Below are 19,302 nucleotides of genomic sequence, written 5' to 3'. Positions count from 1 at the left end.
CGACTGAAAGTGTGGGTTAAGTGCGGGCAATAACCTCCGGCAGACAGGGGACTGGCTGACGGAGGTGAGAGGAAATTACGGCTTGCGGGCGATGAGCAAGGCGCGGCGCGGTGCCGGATAGCCTTCAATGGTTTTGGTCGGATCCTGCGGATCGAGGAATTCAGCCAGAGATTCGCTGGTCATCCAGTCGGTACGGCGTTGTTCTTCACATGTCGTGACGCTGACATCTGCGATACGCACATCGACAAAGCCGCATTTAATCAGCCAGTTTTTCAGGGCTGGTGCGGAAGGGATAAAATAGATATTCCCCATCTGTGCGTAACGGTCACCCGGTACCAGAACCTGTTCACTATCCCCTTCGACAACCAGTGTTTCCAGCACCAGTTCCCCTTCACTAACCAGCTGATTTTTCAGTTGCAGAAGATGATCTAAGGGTGAACGACGATGATACAGCACGCCCATAGAGAAAACGGTGTCAAACGCATTCAGCTCGGGTAATTGTTCGATGCCCAGCGGCAGTAAATGCGCACGCTGATCGCCGCCCAGTAATTTACGCACCGCCTCGAACTGACACAGGAAAAGCTGCATCGGGTCGATACCCACGGCAAGATGGGCGCCTGCGCCAATCATGCGCCACATATGATAACCGCTGCCGCAGCCGACATCTAAAATCGTCCGCCCGACAAGGGATGAAATATGCGGCAGAACCCGATCCCATTTCCAGTCTGAACGCCATTCGGTATTGATTTCAACGTCGTACAGTGAAAACGGACCTTTACGCCATGGCATCATGTTGCGCAGCAGGTTTTCAATGCCTTCGCGCTGGCCTGCAGGCAACGGTATTTCCATACCTGCGCTGACGCCGTGCAGTAAATCCAGACGCTCGGGTTGCAGCAACGGCAGGCGGTCTACGGAGTTAAACCACAGTTTAAATTTGCCGTGCAGGGATTCTTTCTGCCACGCGGTTAGCTGTGAGGGCAGGGTATTGAGCCACGGACTCAGCGGCCCTTTAGCGATGACGCGATAAAAATCACCAAAATCAATCATTCTGCATCTCCGGCTTTCAGTGCAATCAGTGAGCCGAAATTAAAACACTGGAACCAGACTTCCGTGTGCTGGAAACCGGCCTGATGCAAACGGGCTTTATGGGTTTCAACGGAATCCGTCAGCATAACGTTTTCGAGCATGCTGCGTTTCTGGCTGATTTCCAGCTCGCTGTAGCCGTTTGCACGCTTGAAGTCGTGATGCATATTGAACAACAGTTCGCCGACGTCTTTGTCTTCAAAGCTGAATTTTTCTGACAGCACCAGCGCCGCACCCGGTCGCATTCCCTGATACACCTGATTGAGCAGACGCTGACGGTCTGCCGGTTCGAGGAATTGCAGGGTAAAGTTGAGCACCACCATGGAGGCGTTTTCCAGCCCGATATCCAGAATATCGGATTCAATCACGCTCACCGGCGTATCTGCACGGAAAGCGTCAATGTGGCGGCGGCAGCGTTCCACCATGGCGGGGGAGTTATCGACAGCAATAATTTGGCAGCCCGGCACCTTAATGTTACGACGCATCGACAGCGTGGCAGCACCCAGTGAACAACCCAGATCATAGACATTGGAGTCGGGCTGAACAAAGCGCTCTGCGAGCATGCCAATCATCGAAATAATGTTGGAATAGCCCGGGACAGAGCGTTGGATCATGTCGGGGAAAACTTCCGCGACGCGTTCATCGAACGTCCAGTCGCCAAGCTTATCTATTGGTGCAGAAAACAATCTATCGTGGTTTGCCATAGCGGTGAGTCAGGCCAAAAAGAATGTGGGTAAAAAGTTGAGGGCAGATTTTAGCAGATACTGGCGCAGGCAGATACCTGCGCGCCTTGGAGTTGTTTCAAAAGGACATCAAATTTATCGGGTAATGGCACAGTAATCAGTCAAAGTTCAAAAACTGTGACCATGGCAGATAAATAATATTGACCACGACCATCAGGACCAGCGAAATATAAGTGGCAGCCATGCCATTACGGCGCCAGGCAAATTCGCGGTTTTTGAGCCCGTAATAATGAAATAACCGGCCGAGGATCAGTAACAGGCCGCAGGCATGTACTGTCCAGATTGCCGCGCCGTTCATTTCCATATACAGCAACAGTAAACAGCCGATCGGCAGATATTCTACGGCGTTGCCGTGTACGCGGATGGCCGTTTGTAATTCATAGGATCCGCCGTCACCGGTGGCGATACGGTATTGCATCCGCAAACGGACAACATCGAAAGAGAGTTTGATTAAAAGTATGGCGGCAAGCACGACATATAACGCGCTAATCATGATGACTTCCTTGGTTATTCCCTGTTTTCCGGCGGAACGGCACTGATTTTCCGCTGCGTCACTATGATAACGGGATGACGTAAAACTGTCGTCAGAAAAACATGAATATTCTCAGAACAACGTGTCCTGTTCCGGCCAGTCCGGTGCGGGCTGAACCGAAGGAATATGCTGGCGCAGATCCTGCCACAGGCTGCGCGCCTGCTGCGGTGCGTCGGAACAATCAGGCGTATGAATGAACAGGTACGGCGACAATCCTTGTGATTGCCAGTCGCTGAGTTTGGTGATCCACTGACCGAACAGCGGGCGGTTCGCTTCGAGACTGTCGCCACCGATAAAGCGGACAATTGGCCGGGTGGATGTCGCCAGTGCATGCAACGGCAAAACGGGTTTTTTACGTTTGGCTTCAAGCACCGCGTGTGTTTCGGATGTAGAGCTATGAACCGGGCGGCTGTCGAGGATCGCACGGTTAATGCCGCGCTGATGTAATCCCTGATTCAGTGCACGTTCCGCCTCGCCTTTTTTGAAGAAATCCGGATGGCGAACTTCGATGCCATAATCGAAACCGGCGGGCAGGGCATCAAGGAACTGCCATAAGCGGTCAAGATGGACAGGCGCGAACGCTGCCGGAAGTTGCAGCCAGAGTTGCCCGGTGCGTCCGCCAAGCGGTTCAAGCGTGCGGTAAAACATACTGACGTCTTCCTGACAATTCGTCAGTGCCGCTTTATGGCTGATGTCGGAAGGAAATTTGAAACAAAAGCGGAAAGATTCAGGCGTCATATCACGCCAGCGCATCACCACTTCCTGTTTGGGCAGGGCGTAAAATGTCGTATTGCCTTCGACACAATTGAAGTACCGCGCGTAATCGGCCAGATCACGCAAACCCATCTTCGCCCAGGCGCTGTGGTGCCATTGCGGTAAACCAATATACATATCGGTGCTCCTTTTTTCCGGGCCGGATCCCAGGTAAAACGCCGCCTCAGCGGGCGGCGTTCAGGCATGGAAATCAGGGTAACGTTACGCTGGCAACGCGGCAAGCACTTCGGCGGTGGAACGGACACGGCTGATACGCGGGAAAATAAACTGCATACTCGACTGATGATGATCATTATTGTGCGCGCTGCACGCATCTTCTGCGATCACCAGTTCATAGCCATGTTCCCAGGCATTACGGGCCGTTGATTCCACGCCGATATTGGTGGAAATACCGGCCAGTACGATGCTTTTAATGCCACGGCGACGCAGTTGTAAATCCAGGTCGGTGCCGTAAAACGCGCCCCATTGACGTTTGATCACCAGCAAATCGCTGTCGGTAACGTTCAGCTGTTCCGGGAATTCCCACCAGCTTGCCGGTAAACCGCCTTCCGGTGCGACAGAAGGCACATCCACCGGTTGCTTCAACGCTTCGTCAAAGGAGTCAGACCAGCCTACGCGTACCATCACCACTGGCGCACCGAGTTGACGGAAACGGTTGGCCAATTCAGTCGCGTTGTCCAGCACCTGCTGTGCGGTGTGCGGGCCGCCCGCGAACGGTAAAATCCCTTTCTGTAAGTCGATCAGTACCAGCGCGGTCGTTTTTGGATCAAGTTTCATGCTTAGCTCCTGGTTTTCAAAATAGGTAATAAGAGAAAGGAGTGATTTACTGCGTGTACAAAGGGGATGGCGCGAGTTTATGCTAACGCGGGGGGCAAAAAGATATAATTTTGTTAAATTATGTGTAGCTAGCAACAGGCATAAATTTCCGCGCCAGCGTTGACATGTTCGTACTTATCCTTCGCCGGAAATTCCTTTATAATAGCCGCCTTTTTTCGACCTGAATAAAACCCATTCCGCGCGCTGCTGAGTTTTGCGGCGGGCGACCAGAGTCAATAACCGTTTCTGTGCCTGTGAGCCATGAGGCCGGGTAGTGGGATCAAAAGGATACCGTTATGCGTATATATTGTGGAAAACTGAATGCGTCCAATGTGGGCCAGGAAGTAACATTGTGTGGCTGGGTTAACCGCCGCCGCGATTTGGGTGGTTTAATTTTCATCGATATGCGTGACCGCGAAGGCATCGTCCAGGTTTTCTTCGACCCCGATCAGGCTGAAGCCTACAAGCTGGCGTCTGAACTGCGTAACGAGTTCTGCATCCAGCTAACCGGTATTGTGCGTGCACGCCCGGAAAGCCAGTTCAACAAAGACATGGCGACCGGTGAAGTGGAAGTCTTCGCCAGCAATCTGAACATCATTAACCGTTCAGAATCGCTGCCGCTGGACTCCAACCACGTCAACACTGAAGAAGCGCGTCTGAAATACCGCTATCTTGATTTGCGTCGCCCTGAAATGGCTAACCGCCTGAAAGCACGCGCAAAAATCACCAGTTTTGTGCGCCGTTTCATGGACAGCCATGACTTCCTGGATATCGAAACTCCGATGCTGACCAAAGCCACGCCGGAAGGTGCGCGTGACTATCTGGTGCCAAGCCGTGTGCACAAAGGCAAGTTCTATGCCTTGCCGCAGTCTCCTCAGCTGTTCAAACAGCTGCTGATGATGTCCGGTTTTGACCGTTATTATCAGATCGTAAAATGCTTCCGTGATGAAGATTTACGTGCTGACCGTCAGCCTGAATTCACCCAGATCGATGTGGAAACTTCTTTCATGAGCGCAGAACAAGTGCGTGAAGTGATGGAGAAACTGGCCCGCGAACTGTGGCAGGAAGTGAAAGGCGTGGATCTGGGCGATTTCCCGGTCATGACTTTTGCAGAAGCGATGCGTCGTTACGGTTCTGATAAGCCGGACCTGCGCAACCCGATGGAAATGGTTGACGTTGCGGACCTGATGAAAAACATCGAGTTCAAAGTGTTTGCCGATCCGGCCAACGATCCGAAAGGCCGCGTGGCAGCATTACGTGTCCCTGGCGGTGCTTCCCTGAGCCGTAAACAAATCGACGAATACGCAAAATTCATCGAAATCTACGGTGCCAAAGGCCTGGCTTACATCAAAGTGAACGAGGTCGCGAAAGGCCTGGAAGGCATCCAGAGCCCGGTGGCTAAATTCCTGAATGAAGAATTGCTGTCTGCCCTGATTGAACGTACCGGTGCACAAGATGGCGACATGATCTTCTTCGGCGCAGCCAGCGCTAAGATTGTGACTGACGCCATGGGTGCACTGCGCCTTAAAGTCGGTCGTGACCTGAAAATCACCAAAGAAGACATGTGGGCTCCGCTGTGGGTGATCGACTTCCCGATGTTTGAAGACACCGATGAAGGCGGTCTGAGCGCTATGCACCACCCGTTCACTGCGCCGAAAGACATGACGGCTGAAGAGCTGGCCGCGAACCCGGTTTCTGCTATTGCTAACGCCTACGACATGGTCATCAACGGTTACGAAGTGGGCGGCGGTTCTGTGCGTATTCACCGCAGCGAAATGCAGCAGACGGTGTTCAGTATTCTGGGCATTAACGAGCACGAACAGCGCGAGAAATTCGGCTTCCTGCTCGATGCACTGAAATACGGTACGCCTCCGCACGCAGGCCTGGCATTTGGTCTGGATCGTCTGGTGATGTTGCTGACCGGAACGGATAACATCCGTGACGTAATCGCTTTCCCGAAAACGACCGCAGCGGCGTGTCTGATGACCGAAGCACCAAGTTTTGCCAACCCGGCGTCACTGCTGGAACTGGGCATTGCGGTTGTGGCTAAAAAAGAAGTGACACCCGACACAAATACAGAGAATAACTAATGAGCTATAAGCGTCCTGAGTCGATACTGTGCGTCATCTACGCCAGAAACACCGGCAGGGTGCTGATGCTTCAACGTAAGGATGACCCGGATTTCTGGCAGTCGGTGACCGGCAGTCTGGAAGACGGGGAATCCCCGAATCAAACCGTGCAGCGGGAAGTCATGGAAGAAGTCGGTATCGACATTGCAGGTGAAAACCTGCCGCTTCAGGACTGTAACCGCTGCGAGGATTTTGAAATATTTGCGCATTTGCGCCATCGCTATGCTCCCGGCGTGACCCGTAACAAAGAACATTGGTTCTGTCTGGCGTTACCCGACGAGCGTGATGTGGTTCTGACTGAACATCATGCGTACCGGTGGCTCGATAAACCGGCAGCGGCAGCGCTGACGGTCTCACCGAGCAACCAGCAGGCGATTGAAGAATTTGTAAACTATTCGGTCTGTTAAGACTTTAGACTTTTTGGAGATATTTATGGCAGGTCACAGTAAGTGGGCCAACACCAAGCACCGCAAAGCGGCGCAAGATTCTAAACGCGGCAAAATTTTCACCAAAATCATTCGTGAGCTGGTCACGGCTGCGCGTCTGGGCGGCGGTGATGCGGGTTCAAACCCACGTCTGCGTGCGGCTATCGATAAAGCGCTGTCCAACAACATGACCCGCGATACCCTGAACCGTGCTATCGCACGCGGTGTGGGCGGTGACGAAGACACCAACATGGAAACCATCATTTATGAAGGTTACGGCCCTGGTGGTTCAGCCATCATGGTGGAATGTCTGAGTGACAACCGTAACCGTACCGTGGCAGAAGTGCGTCATGCGTTCACCAAAACCGGGGGCAATCTGGGTACCGACGGTTCCGTGGCGTATCTGTTCTCCAAAAAAGGCGTGATCACTTTCGCACCGGGTCTGGATGAAGACGTGCTGATGGAAGCCGCGCTGGAAGCAGGCGCAGAAGACATCATTTCTTATGATGACGGCGCTATCGATGTATTCACTGCCTGGGAGAATCTGGGCGAAGTGAAAGACGCGCTGGAAGCTGCCGGTTACAAAGCTGATTCCGCCGAAGTCACGATGATCCCATCGACCAAGGCCGACATGGATGCAGAAACTGCACCAAAACTGTTGCGCCTGATTGATATGCTGGAAGATTGTGACGATGTGCAGGAGGTTTACCACAACGGTGAAATCTCCGACGAGATCGCAGAAACGCTGTAATCTCTCTGCCAGCCGGTGGCTACCACCGGCTGGCTATCCTGTTGCCCCTCAGCAGTTTATACTCTCCCCAACTTTGTAAAAAACGACAACACAAGGCGTTAACTGGCTATGGCTATTATTCTGGGGATTGACCCCGGTTCGCGTATTACCGGCTATGGCATTATCCGCCAGACAGGACGTCAGCTCAGTTATCTCGGCAGCGGCTGTATCCGTACTGTCGTGGACGATATGCCGGGGCGTCTGAAACTGATTTACGCCGGTGTGTCGGAAATTATTACGCAATTTCAGCCTGATTTTTTTGCCATCGAATCGGTGTTTATGGCGAAGAATGCCGATTCTGCGTTAAAACTTGGCCAGGCGCGCGGTGCCGCCATTGTGGCCGCCGTTAATCAGGACCTGCCGGTCTTTGAGTATGCCGCGAGGCAGGTCAAACAGACCGTCGTCGGTACCGGTGCCGCAGAAAAAACGCAGGTTCAGCATATGGTGCGTTCAATCCTGAAATTACCGGCGAATCCGCAGGCAGATGCCGCCGATGCGCTGGCAATTGCGATAACACATTGCCATATGAGCCAGAATGCTATCCGGCTCAGCAGTGACAAATTACAAATGGCGCGCGGACGTATGCGATAGCGGCGGTGCGTTCGTTGGGCTGGATATTCATCCAGCCTTTTTTATGATATAAACATCGCTGCTTTTGACCTGATAAGGAAAATGAACGTGATAGGCAGACTACGAGGCATTATTCTGGAAAAACAGCCCCCTTTGGTGCTGCTTGAAACCCAAGGCGTTGGCTATGAAGTGCATATGCCGATGACCTGTTTTTATGAATTGCCGGAACTGGGCCAGGAAGCTATCATATTCACGCAATTTATCGTCCGTGAAGATGCCCAGCTGCTCTATGGATTTAACGATAAACAAGAGCGCGCGCTGTTCCGTGAACTGATCAAAGTGAACGGAGTCGGACCCAAACTGGCGCTGGCGATCTTGTCAGGTATGTCGGCTCAGCAATTTGTCAGTGCGGTAGAAAAGGAAGAAATCACCGCATTAATTAAGTTACCGGGCGTCGGTAAGAAAACGGCAGAACGTCTGGTTGTCGAAATGAAAGACCGGTTTAAAGGATTAAACGGTGATCTATTTAACAGTCATACTGATATCACGTTACCTGCATCGTCGTCGAAAGCTCAGGAATCTGACGCCGAAGGCGAAGCCGTTGCAGCACTGATTTCCCTCGGATACAAACCCCCAGAAGCCAGCCGTATGATCAGCAAAGTTGCCAAACCGGGCGCCGAATCTGAAACGCTAATTAGAGAAGCGCTGCGCGCGGCGCTGTGAGGTAAACGATGATTGAAGCTGACCGCCTGATATCTTCTGAAGTCTTCAGTGAAGAAGAAGTCATCGACCGTGCAATCCGCCCGAAGCTGCTCAACGAATACGTCGGTCAGCCTCACGTGCGTTCGCAAATGGAAATCTTTATTCAGGCGGCCAAGCAACGCAAAGACGCGCTCGATCACCTGTTGATTTTCGGACCGCCGGGACTGGGTAAAACCACGCTGGCTAATATCGTGGCGAATGAAATGGGCGTGAATTTACGGACCACTTCAGGACCGGTGCTGGAAAAAGCCGGTGACCTGGCCGCGATGCTGACCAACCTCGAGCCACACGATGTGCTTTTCATTGATGAAATCCACCGTCTCTCACCGGTCGTCGAAGAAATTCTGTATCCGGCGATGGAAGACTATCAACTGGATATCATGATTGGTGAAGGGCCTGCGGCACGTTCCATCAAACTTGATTTACCGCCGTTTACCCTGATTGGTGCGACGACCCGCGCCGGTTCACTGACGTCACCCTTGCGTGACCGTTTCGGGATTGTGCAGCGTCTCGAGTTTTATCAGGTGGCGGATTTACAGCACATTGTCGGGCGCAGTGCGTTATGCCTTGGGCTGGAGTTGTCGGAAGAGGGCGCGCATCAGATTGCCCGCCGTTCACGCGGTACGCCGCGTATCGCCAACCGTCTGTTGCGCCGTGTGCGTGACTTTGCCGAAGTTAAAGGCGACGGCACCATCAACGGTGATGTGGCCAACGGCGCGCTGGATATGCTGGATGTCGACGCGGAAGGTTTCGATTACATGGACCGCAAACTGCTGCTGGCGATTATCGACAAGTTCACCGGCGGACCGGTCGGGCTGGATAACTTAGCGGCGGCGATCGGTGAAGAACGCGAGACGATTGAAGACGTGATCGAACCTTTCCTGATCCAGCAGGGGTTTATTCAGCGCACACCGCGCGGACGCATGGCGACCAATCATGCCTATAAGCATTTTGGTATCGTCAGAGAGACTGAGTAACAACGCTTTGTATGCATAAAAAACGGACGCTCAGGGCGTCCGTTTCGCTTTTCATCATCCGTGGTTACTGATTGACGTCGCACCGGCTGACCATCCGCCAGTCGCGGGGCAATTCCCGCACTTCGCCGGCCAGCGTGATTTTGCCACGCGCCTGAATATCCCTGCTCGACGACCCTACCTGTACCTCGGCAAAACCCGGTTCGACGATACGCTTACCGGCGTTACTGGTGAAATTGAGCATATCGGTGGGGATGCTGAAACTGAGCGTTGCCGTTTGCCCGGCGTCCAGTTCAACGCGTTCGAAAGCTTTCAGTTCCTGCACCGGACGCACCAGTGATGCCACGCAGTCGCGCAGATAAACCTGCACCACTTCGCTGCCCGCTTGCTTACCGGTATTGGTCACTTGTATCTGCACCTCAATGTCGCCATTTTCGATGGCGACAGGATGCTGACTGAGCTGAAAATCATGATAACGGAACGTGGTGCCGCTCAGTCCGTAACCAAACGGATATTTTGCACCAAAGTGGAATGCAACCGGCGTGCCGCCACTTTTCAGCTTGTGATTGTAATAATAGGGCATTGCACCGGCGCTTTTCGGCACGGAAAGCACCAGCCTTCCGGACGGAGCCTCTTTGCCGCTGAGGATGTCGCTGATGGCGCATCCACCTTCCTGACCGGGGGCAAACGCCATAAGATATCCTGCGACTTTTTCTTCCAGCCCGCCGAGCGAATACGGCCGCCCGCCGGTCATCACCACAACGGTCGGTTTGCCGGTGGCGATGACCTCTTCCAGCAACTGCTGCTGAACGCCAGGCAACTTCAGGCTGTCAGTATCAGAACCTTCTCCTACTGTGCCGCTCTGGAACAATCCGGCCAGATCGCCGACAAATACCAGTGCGACGTCACTCTCCTGCGCCAGTTTAACCGCCTGCGGAATAAGTGCGGTGCTTTGTGAGACCGGTGAGTTTTGCATCGGGGTTCCTGCATCGCCGGGGAATACCGGCGCACCGGCGGTGCGTTTTTCGAGAATATGGCATCCTTTGGCATAACGGATATTTTGTTCACCGTAAGCGTCGCGCAAAGCCTGTAACGGCGTGATGACCTGTTCTGTCTGCGCTTGCATTTCGCTGATGATCAGATGCACCGGGAAGCTGTAACCGCTGAGTAAGGCCAGCGGATCATCTGCCGTCGGGCCTATTACCGCAATTTTCTGGCCAGATGTCGGTTTCAGCGGCAGGATGCCATTATTTTCCAGTAAGGTGATGGATCGCACAGCCGCTTTCCGGGCCAGTGCCCGTGTGGCAGGTTGCTGCAGTTGCGGCTGAAGTTCGCTGACATAAGGTTGTTCAAACAGCCCGAGACGGAATTTTTCGGTCAGTATGCGGGCAACAATTTCGTCAATCTTCACCATATCAATCAGGCCACGTGAAACGGCATCTGCCAGATGCTGCGCGCAGTCACCTTTCGGTAATTCAATATCCAGACCCGCATTAAACGATAAAGCGGCAGACTCGGCATCGTCATGGCTGACGCCGTGATGCTGATGCAGCAGACTGACGCCGCCATAATCGGCAACAATCAGGCCGTCGAATCCCCATTGTTTACGCAAAATTTCGGTCAGCAGGAAATGATCGCTGTGGCACGGCTGTCCATCAATATCGTGATAAGCCGGCATGACGGAACCGGCATTTGCCAGTTTCACCGCCATCTCAAAGGGCAGCAGAAACGTGTCATTCAGTTCGCGAAACCCCAGATGTACAGGCGCATGGTTACGCGCGCCTTCGCTGAAAGAGTGCCCGACGTAATGTTTCAGCGTTGCCAGCAGGTCACGCTTTTCACCCTGTAAGCCGCGTACATAAGCCGTTGCCATCACGCCGACCAGATACGGGTCTTCACCAAAGGTTTCTTCGGTACGTCCCCAGCGCACATCGCGTGACACATCCAGCACCGGCGCCAGCCCCTGATGACAACCTACGCTTTGCGCTTCCTCACGGATAGCGGCGGCAATCTGCTCCATTAATTGCGGATCCCAGGTTGAGGCATAGCACAGGGATGAGGGAAACAACGTGGCATCTTTACACAGCAGGCCCACCAGACATTCCTCGTGGAACATTGCCGGGATGCCCAGCCTCGTTTCTTCCACCAGAGTTTTTTGCAGCCGGTTCAGCGCTTGTCTGCCTTCAGCCGGGCTCACCACGTGGGTGCCAAGCGGGCGGGTAATTTGCCCGGCACCCAGTGCCAGTTGCTGTTCCAGTCCCTGACTCTGTTTATGCCCGGCAAAGTCATCGCTCAGGTCGGTACGTTCTTTGTGATTGCCGTGGCTGTCGAGGATCAGCCAGAACGCATGCATCTGGGCGAATTTTTCCTCCGGCGTCATACGGGCCAGAAGATCGGCGACGCGGCTGGATACGGGTTGGGAAGCATCCTGATAAAGATAAGTCATCTTGCATCTCCTTGATTAATCAAAGGCCGGGAACCGCTGAGCACGGGTTCCTCTGCGCCTGCGAAAGAACGTCGCGTTGCGAGGGATGAGGCGATAGTTTGCATTGTGCGGTTGTTGAGTTTGTAGATGAAAAGCAGGGCGGCCATCAGCAGGAATAGCGCACACGGCACCAGTGTGAACAGTGAATTAATGGTTAACATTACCGGCGCACTTTGCGTGGCACCGTTCGGCAGGTAACCGACCATACCGAGCACCCAGCCGACAATAGCTCCACCCAGTGCCAGCCCGAATTTAATGGCAAACAGCGCCGTGGAGAATACCAGCCCGTCAAGCCGCCGGCCGGTGCGGGATTCTTCATGATCTACGACGTCTGAGAACATTGTCCATTGCAACGGCGTGGTGAGGTTTTGGATAAAACTGAACACCAGATTGAGGGCGAAAATAAGGCCAATGGACGGCGAAGGAACAAAGAAAATAGCCGCGTTGCAGATCACAAAGGTCAGGATTGTCCATTGATAGGATTTAATCCGGTCGAATTTACCTAATAATTTCTCAGACAGTAAGGCACCCAATAATGAGGCGATCATACCGAAAACAATAAAATTAAATACCAGATCCGGACGGGCCAGCACATATTTCACGTAATACAGCGTGGCGGAACCCCGGATAACCACGGCGCACAGCAGCAAAATATTAAAAATAAAAACAATGCGCCATTGTGAGTTATTCCACAGCAATTTCAGGTCGCTCAGCATTGAACCGGACGTATCATTACGTGGCTGATAACGCTCCCGCGTCAGCCCGAAACAACAGAAAAATAATACGATACCTAGCAGTCCCATCAGGCTCATGGCATAGAAGTAGCCTTTCTGCGGATTACCGGCACCGAGTTTTTCCACCAGTGGCAGGGCGATCACCGTGACCACCAGGCCGCCGATAAATGACAACCCGAAGCGCCACGATTGCAGTGAATGGCGTTCGCGTGGATCGAGCGTTAACGCCCCCGGCATCGCACAATACGGCACATTGATGGCGGAATATACCAGGCTTAGTAAAGTATAAGTCACTGCTGCATAAATAATTTTACCGGTTGGCGATATATCAGGCACATAAAATGTGATCAGGCAACAGACACCAAACGGGATCGCAAACCACAGCAGCCACGGGCGGAATTTCCCGTAGCGCGTCGTGGTGCGGTCAACCAGCGCGCCGATGCAGGGATCGACACAGGCGTCCACGGCACGAACCACTAAAAATAGCGTGCCCATAATCGCGGCGGGTAAACCAAAAACATCCGTATAGAAATAAGCGAGAAACAAGGTCGCTGTTTGCCAGACCAGCGCACTGGCCATATCGCCGAGTCCGTAGCCAATCTTATCTTTCACTGAAAGAACCGGAGTGATCATCATTATTTGTTACCTGCTTTCTGTAAGGAGAGATAACCGACGGAAAATAATTATTAATGTCTTTAACGAAAGAAAGATAAATAACCTGAGGAAGTCAATTGATGCCAAAAGTATTGTGAATAGAACCAAGGTAAACAATTGAGGAAACGAATATACAAATTACGTTTTTTGATTTTGTTTTTTATTTGTGAACGGGATCAAACTGATCATTGCCACCGGAGGCATGAAAGGCGGTATATGTCTGACAAAACCGCCGCAGGACATGATTGTGCCGGAGATTATCGCCGGTGAACGGGCTGAGACGATGGTTTTATAAAGCTTCCCGCCAGCGGAAATAACCGGTTACCGCTTTTAATGCGGCGGATAACTGGCGGTGGCCGGGGTAGTAGAGAAAGAATCCGGGAAAAGTGACCGACCAGTCTTCAAGTACCCGGATCAGCTTACTTTCTGCCACCAGCGCATCATGTTCTGCACTCTGTGCGCTGTAAACCAGCCCGGCGCCGTCGAGTGCAATGCGGGTCATCATGCTGACGCTGTCGACCACCAGTGGCCCCCTGACGGGCACAGCCACCTGTCGCCCGTCTTTTTCAAACTCCCAGCGATAGAGCGAACCGCTGGCAATTTCCCGACGACCAATGCAGGCATGATTTTTCAAATCGGCAGGCGTTCGGGGTTGCGGATGTCGTGCGAAATAATCCGGCGAACCGTACACCGCAGAGTGAAAATCGGCAGTCAGGCGTACAGCATTCATGTCTTGCTGAACATCGCCCCGGATGCGCACCCCCGCATCAAAACCCTCACTGATGATGTCCACAAAACCGTCATTGGTGGCAAGTTCGAGCGTGATATCCGGAAACTGCTGACAAAATTCACGCAACTGTGGCAGGAAAACCATTTCGGCGGCGATGCGCGGCGTATTAATGCGCACCGTGCCTTTCGGTATTTCCCTGAAAGCATTGATATTTTCTACCGCGCCGGAGATGGCCAACAATGCCGGAGCGATGTCCGCCAGCAGGGCGATACCCGCTTCGGTTGGCGACACCTGCCGCGTGGTGCGGTTCAGCAACCGTACACCCAGACGCTCTTCCAGGGACCGTAAGGAATGACTCAGCGTTGAAGCCGTTAAATTCAGCCGCGCCGCAGCTTTGCGGAAACTCTTCTCTTCCGCTATGGCGACAAAAGCGGTCAGTTCTCCAAATTCGCAGGGGCGCATGAGTTTCCTGTTGATGAATGTGAGCCAGTAAAGCATGCGATATAGCATGGCTTATTTACATCAATCAATCCACTTATAGTCAGGTCTCGGTACGGAACATTCATCCACGGGAGAAAACATGTCTCAGATATTACGGTTAAAGGGTCGGGTTGCGCTGGTCACCGGCGGCGGTTCAGGCATCGGGCGGGCGGCTGCACTGGCATTTTCACGCGATGGGGCGAACGTCGTGGTGGCAGGCAGACGGGAAACAGAACTGCAGGAAACGGTGATGATGATCCGCGAACGCGGCGGTGATGCTCTGGCGGTGCCGACCGATGTGTCAGACAGCGCACAGGTCCGGCATCTTATTGCCGCGACGCTGGCACAGTACGGGCGGCTGGACGCCGCGTTTAATAACGCGGGTGTGGAAGGCTTTGCGCCGGTCAGTGACATGACAGAAGCAGAATTTGACCGGGTGATTGCCACTAATCTGAAAGGCGTCTGGCTGTCAGTGAAATATCAGCTGGAAGCCATGACCGCCGCAGGGCGTGGCGGCGCGATTGTGAATACCTCTTCCTGGCTGGCGCACGGAGCAAGTATTGGCTCTGCGGCGTATTCCGCCAGCAAAGGCGGACTTGACGCGATGATCCGCGCTATAGCACTGGAAACCGGTGCGCAGAATATCCGCATCAATAACGTTAATCCCGGCATTATCGATACCCCCATGGCGCGGCGGCTGGGAGCCAATGAAGAAACGCTGATCCCTTTTGTGCGGCTGACCCCGGCGGGGCGCGTGGGCCAACCGGCAGATGTCGGCGACGTGGTGGCGTGGCTGTGCAGCGATGAAGCGAGGTTTGTGACCGGTCAGAATCTGCTGGTGGATGGTGGATTCACGGTGGCGGGGTTGCGCTAGATAAGACGAAAAGAGACGGAGGCTCAGGGACGGGCGTCTGTCTGCATAAAATCTGAAGCCGATCACAATTTCATCATCCGGCAGATATTACGACTTGTTTCTGTTTACGATTCGCCAGAGAATCCGGTTCAGAAAGCAGGATTGTTACTGTCTGACAGGCAAAACCTAAATTTCTCATTTCTTTGTGTATCGCAAAGAATCGGGAAATTTAGGTTTTTTTTTGGCCTGAATTCAGGGGCCGGCCGCCCCTTTGAAACACAACGGCAATGTCGTGCACGACGCCATTACTCTGATGAGATGACACTATGGAATACAGAACATTAGCCGATGAAATTCTCCGCGGAGTGGGCGGAAAGGACAACGTTAACAGTGTGGTGCATTGCGCCACCCGCTTACGTTTTAAACTCAAAGACACCCGTAAAGCCGATGCAGCCGGGCTGAAAGAAAATCCGGGCGTAATCATGGTGGTCGAGAGCGGCGGTCAGTTTCAGGTGGTGATCGGCAACCACGTCGGTGCAGTGTATGACGCGCTGGTGAAAGGCAGCGCGCTTTCCGACAGCGGTGACGACGACACCGGCGAAAAAGACAGTTTGTTTGCAAGAGCCATCGATGTCATCTCAGGCATCTTCACGCCGTTTATTGGCATTATGGCCGCATCAGGGATCCTGAAAGGTTTTCTGGCACTGGCGCTGGCCTGCGGCTGGATGGTGCCGGAAAGCGGGACCTATAAAGTCTGGTTCGCCGCCAGCGACGCTATGTTCTATTTCTTCCCGCTGGTGATCGGTTATACCGCCGGTAAAAAATTCGGCGGTAACCCGTTTGTGACCATGATGATTGGCGGCGCGATGGTGCATCCGCTGATGATTGCCGCCTTTAATGCACAGCAGTCTGGCGCACAGGGTGAGCATTTCTTCGGCATCCCGCTGGTCTTTATCAATTATACCTCTTCGGTTATCCCGGTGATCCTGGCCGCGTGGGCATCAAGCTGGCTGGAAAAGCGGGCAATGAAAATTTTGCCCGGCGCGCTGCGTAACTTTATTACACCATTAATCTGCCTAATGGTGATTGTGCCGCTGACATTCCTGGTTATCGGTCCGGTGGCGACCTGGGCCAGTCAGCAACTGGCCAATGGCTACCAGTTTGTTTATCACGTCAGCCCGATGGTCGCGGGTGCCTTTATGGGTGCGCTGTGGCAGGTGTGTGTGATCTTCGGTCTGCACTGGGGGCTGGTGCCGCTGATGATCAACAACTTCAGCGTGCTCGGCCATGACACTATGCTTCCGCTGTTACTGCCTGCGGTGATGGGGCAGGTCGGTGCGGTCGCTGGTGTGATGCTGCGCACCAAAGATGCCCGTACCAAAGCGCTGGCAGGGTCGGCGATCAGCGCCGGGATTTTCGGTATTACTGAACCGGCGGTCTATGGCATCACCTTGCCGCATCGCCGTCCGTTCATTTTCGGCTGCATCGGCGGGGCGCTGGGCGCGGCGATCCTCGGCTATTTCCAGACGACTGCCTACTCCTTCGGTTTCCCCAGTATTTTCACCTTCACCCAAATTATTCCGCCGGCAGGGTTTAATAACACGGTGACGGCGGCGATTGCCGGCACCCTGATTGCCATACTGTTTGCCGCACTGGCGACTTATTTCTTCGGGATGAAAGAAGAAGCGGTCGCACCGGCAGTCAGCGAAAAGGCCAAAGCGGAAGCCATCCAGGCACCGCGTGGCAAAACGCTGGTTGCCAGCCCGATGAGCGGTCCGTGTATCGCGCTCGATACTGTGAAAGATCCGACATTTGCCAGCGGGTTGCTGGGTAAAGGTGTGGCCATTGTGCCTGTCAGCGGAAGAGTCGTGTCACCGGTGGATGGCACGGTGGTTTCACTGTTCAAAACCCATCACGCCATCGGAATTGAATCGGAAAGCGGCGCAGAAATTTTGATCCACGTCGGCATCGACACCGTGAAACTCGACGGCAAATTCTTTACGCCACACGTTGCTGTCGATGCGGTGGTGAAACAGGGTGATCTGCTTCTGGAATTCGATTTGCAGGGCATTACGGATGCGGGTTATGACCTGACTACCCCAGTGATTGTCACCAACAGCGATGATTATCTTGACGTCATTCCGGCCGGTGTCGGACAGGATGCCCGCGAACAGACCCCTTTACTGACTTTATTACGCTAACGAACAGAGCCTGGAGGTTCATATGAACAAACAATTCCCAAACGGATTCTTATGGGGCGGAGCCGTCGCAGCCAATCAGGTGGAGGGGGCATACCTGACAGACGGTAAAGGCTTATCCACATCAGATCTACAACCGCAGGGAGTTTTCGGCCCGGTGCAGGAACGTACGGAAGGGGATTTCGGCGTGAAAGATGTCGCCATCGACTTCTATCACCGTTATCCGCAGGACATGAAATTGTTCGCCGAAATGGGCTTTACCGTGCTGCGTACCTCAATCGCCTGGACGCGTATCTTCCCGCAGGGTGATGAATCACAGCCGAATGAAGCGGGTCTGGCATTCTACGACCGCCTGTTTGATGAAATGGCAAAATACGGTATTACACCGCTGGTGACGCTTTCTCACTACGAAATGCCGTACGGCCTCGTGAAGAAACACGGTGGCTGGGGCAGTCGCGACACCATCGGTTTCTTTGAAAATTACGCCCGTACCGTGTTCACCCGCTATAAAGATAAAGTGAAGCACTGGCTGACCTTTAACGAGATCAATATGTCGCTGCATGCGCCGTTCACCGGCGTGGGACTGCCGGAAGACAGCAGCAAGCAGGAAGTTTATCAGGCCATCCACCATCAGCTGGTTGCCAGTGCCAAAGCGGTTAAAGCCTGTCACGAGATTATTCCTGACGGTAAAATCGGTAATATGTTGCTCGGGGGCATGCTGTATCCGCTGACCTGCAAACCGGCCGATATGATGGAAACGTTGCAGCAAAACCGCGACTGGTTATTCTTCGGCGATGTTCAGGTACGGGGTGCCTATCCGGCTTATATGCAGCGTTTCTTTAAAGATCGTGGCATGGACATTACTATTACGGCGGAAGATAAAGCGGCGTTAAAAGAAACCGTTGATTTTATCTCATTCAGTTATTATATGACCGGTTGTGTCACCACGGATGAAGAGCAAAATATTAAAGCGCGTGCCAATATATTAAATATGGTGCCGAACCCGCATCTGCAAAGTTCCGAATGGGGATGGCAGATTGACCCGGAGGGTTTGCGCTTCTTAATGAACGAGCTTTATGACCGTTATCAGAAACCGTTATTTATTGTCGAGAACGGTTTGGGCGCGCGCGATAAAGTTGAAGCTGACGGCAGCATTCATGATGATTACCGCATTCAGTACATCAATGACCACCTGGTTCAGGTGCGTGAAGCCATTGAAGATGGCGTGGAAGTCATGGGCTATACCAGCTGGGGGCCGATTGATCTGGTCAGTGCCTCGAAAGCGGAATTCTCCAAACGCTACGGTTATATCTATGTTGACCGTGATGATCAGGGTAATGGCACGCTGGAGCGCCGCCGTAAGAAAAGCTTCTTCTGGTATCAGGAAGTGATTAGTTCAAACGGCGCATCTTTAAAATCCTGATCTGACTTTTGCCATTAATAATAGATAACCCTGCGGCTTATAAATTATAAGCCGCCTGTTCGCTCTGTATTAAAAATAACAATAATGATCATTTAAAATAATCAGACGGAAATATAATGATGACACTTTCTCTGACTTCTCCGACAC

The 19,302-nt window shown here is 53.1% G+C and carries 17 protein-coding genes; 9 read left to right on the top strand and 8 right to left on the bottom strand.

The annotated features are described in order from the left end of the window. Positions 1–75 precede the first annotated feature (75 nt). From cmoB to ACOZIO_RS05245, 5 genes are all read right to left on the bottom strand, one after another. Complete coding sequence (cmoB, locus tag ACOZIO_RS05265; protein ID WP_129952644.1) at positions 76–1,047, bottom strand: tRNA 5-methoxyuridine(34)/uridine 5-oxyacetic acid(34) synthase CmoB; 972 nt, start codon at positions 1,045–1,047, stop codon at positions 76–78. After that, positions 1,044–1,787 carry a carboxy-S-adenosyl-L-methionine synthase CmoA gene (cmoA, locus tag ACOZIO_RS05260; protein ID WP_129952645.1) on the bottom strand — a complete coding sequence of 248 codons (744 nt, stop codon included), beginning with the start codon at positions 1,785–1,787 and terminating at the stop codon, positions 1,044–1,046. Before cmoA ends, cmoB begins: the two co-directional genes overlap by 4 nt. 136 nt (positions 1,788–1,923) lie before the next feature. Next, entirely contained in the window at positions 1,924–2,319 is a 396-nt protein-coding gene (locus tag ACOZIO_RS05255) for an MAPEG family protein (protein ID WP_095922388.1), read from the bottom strand. 111 nt (positions 2,320–2,430) lie between these two features. Further along, positions 2,431–3,249: a DUF72 domain-containing protein gene (locus tag ACOZIO_RS05250; RefSeq protein WP_421595038.1), complete on the bottom strand. Its 819-nt coding sequence runs from the start codon at positions 3,247–3,249 to the stop codon at positions 2,431–2,433. 84 nt (positions 3,250–3,333) lie between these two features. Continuing rightward, a complete protein-coding gene (locus tag ACOZIO_RS05245) occupies positions 3,334–3,909 on the bottom strand; it encodes a hydrolase (RefSeq protein WP_217137723.1) in 576 nt (191 codons plus the stop codon). Between the two features lie 335 nt (positions 3,910–4,244). On the opposite strand from ACOZIO_RS05245, the gene aspS reads away from it, so the two are divergent. From aspS to ruvB, 6 genes are all read left to right on the top strand, one after another. Then, a complete protein-coding gene (gene aspS, locus ACOZIO_RS05240) occupies positions 4,245–6,038 on the top strand; it encodes an aspartate--tRNA ligase (protein WP_421595037.1) in 1,794 nt (597 codons plus the stop codon). After that, positions 6,038–6,484 carry a dihydroneopterin triphosphate diphosphatase gene (nudB, locus tag ACOZIO_RS05235; RefSeq protein ID WP_129952649.1) on the top strand — a complete coding sequence of 149 codons (447 nt, stop codon included), beginning with the start codon at positions 6,038–6,040 and terminating at the stop codon, positions 6,482–6,484. Before aspS ends, nudB begins: the two co-directional genes overlap by 1 nt. A 25-nt stretch (positions 6,485–6,509) precedes the next feature. Then, positions 6,510–7,253 carry a YebC/PmpR family DNA-binding transcriptional regulator gene (locus ACOZIO_RS05230; RefSeq protein ID WP_013575035.1) on the top strand — a complete coding sequence of 248 codons (744 nt, stop codon included), beginning with the start codon at positions 6,510–6,512 and terminating at the stop codon, positions 7,251–7,253. A 108-nt stretch (positions 7,254–7,361) separates the two neighbouring features. Then, positions 7,362–7,883: a crossover junction endodeoxyribonuclease RuvC gene (gene ruvC, locus ACOZIO_RS05225; protein ID WP_120133488.1), complete on the top strand. Its 522-nt coding sequence runs from the start codon at positions 7,362–7,364 to the stop codon at positions 7,881–7,883. A gap of 87 nt (positions 7,884–7,970) precedes the next feature. After that, positions 7,971–8,585 carry a Holliday junction branch migration protein RuvA gene (gene ruvA, locus ACOZIO_RS05220; RefSeq protein WP_129952650.1) on the top strand — a complete coding sequence of 205 codons (615 nt, stop codon included), beginning with the start codon at positions 7,971–7,973 and terminating at the stop codon, positions 8,583–8,585. Between the two features lie 8 nt (positions 8,586–8,593). Next, complete coding sequence (ruvB, locus tag ACOZIO_RS05215; protein ID WP_129991888.1) at positions 8,594–9,601, top strand: Holliday junction branch migration DNA helicase RuvB; 1,008 nt, start codon at positions 8,594–8,596, stop codon at positions 9,599–9,601. A gap of 64 nt (positions 9,602–9,665) precedes the next feature. Here the strand turns inward: ruvB and ACOZIO_RS05210 are convergent, their stop codons facing one another. The 3 genes from ACOZIO_RS05210 to ACOZIO_RS05200 all read right to left on the bottom strand — a co-directional run bounded on the left by ACOZIO_RS05210 (position 9,666) and on the right by ACOZIO_RS05200 (position 14,663). Beyond that, a complete protein-coding gene (locus ACOZIO_RS05210; RefSeq protein ID WP_421595036.1) occupies positions 9,666–12,044 on the bottom strand; it encodes a glycoside hydrolase family 3 N-terminal domain-containing protein in 2,379 nt (792 codons plus the stop codon). Beyond that, the gene (locus ACOZIO_RS05205; protein WP_129991886.1) at positions 12,041–13,453 is read right to left on the bottom strand and encodes an MFS transporter; all 1,413 of its coding nucleotides are present in this window, start codon (positions 13,451–13,453) and stop codon (positions 12,041–12,043) included. The genes ACOZIO_RS05210 and ACOZIO_RS05205 overlap by 4 nt, the downstream gene beginning before the upstream one ends. A 307-nt stretch (positions 13,454–13,760) precedes the next feature. After that, on the bottom strand, positions 13,761–14,663 hold the full coding sequence (locus tag ACOZIO_RS05200; RefSeq protein WP_129991885.1) for a LysR family transcriptional regulator: 903 nt from the start codon (positions 14,661–14,663) through the stop codon (positions 13,761–13,763). Positions 14,664–14,781: 118 nt separating this feature from the next. Here ACOZIO_RS05200 and ACOZIO_RS05195 point away from each other — a divergent pair, with 118 nt between their 5' ends. The 3 genes from ACOZIO_RS05195 to ACOZIO_RS05185 all read left to right on the top strand — a co-directional run bounded on the left by ACOZIO_RS05195 (position 14,782) and on the right by ACOZIO_RS05185 (position 19,155). Next, positions 14,782–15,555, top strand: a complete 774-nt coding sequence (locus ACOZIO_RS05195) for an SDR family NAD(P)-dependent oxidoreductase (protein ID WP_129991884.1) — start codon at positions 14,782–14,784, stop codon at positions 15,553–15,555. Between the two features lie 305 nt (positions 15,556–15,860). Next, a complete protein-coding gene (gene bglF, locus ACOZIO_RS05190) occupies positions 15,861–17,735 on the top strand; it encodes a PTS beta-glucoside transporter subunit IIABC (RefSeq protein ID WP_421595035.1) in 1,875 nt (624 codons plus the stop codon). A gap of 22 nt (positions 17,736–17,757) precedes the next feature. Continuing rightward, positions 17,758–19,155, top strand: coding sequence for a glycoside hydrolase family 1 protein (locus ACOZIO_RS05185; protein ID WP_129991883.1), 1,398 nt, complete (start codon positions 17,758–17,760; stop codon positions 19,153–19,155). The last annotated feature ends 147 nt before the right edge of the window (positions 19,156–19,302 follow it).

Source organism: Rahnella sp. PD4 (genome assembly GCF_049199325.1).
GTDB classification, from domain to species: domain Bacteria; phylum Pseudomonadota; class Gammaproteobacteria; order Enterobacterales; family Enterobacteriaceae; genus Rahnella; species Rahnella perminowiae.
This window is presented reverse-complemented; position numbering and strand designations above follow the sequence as displayed.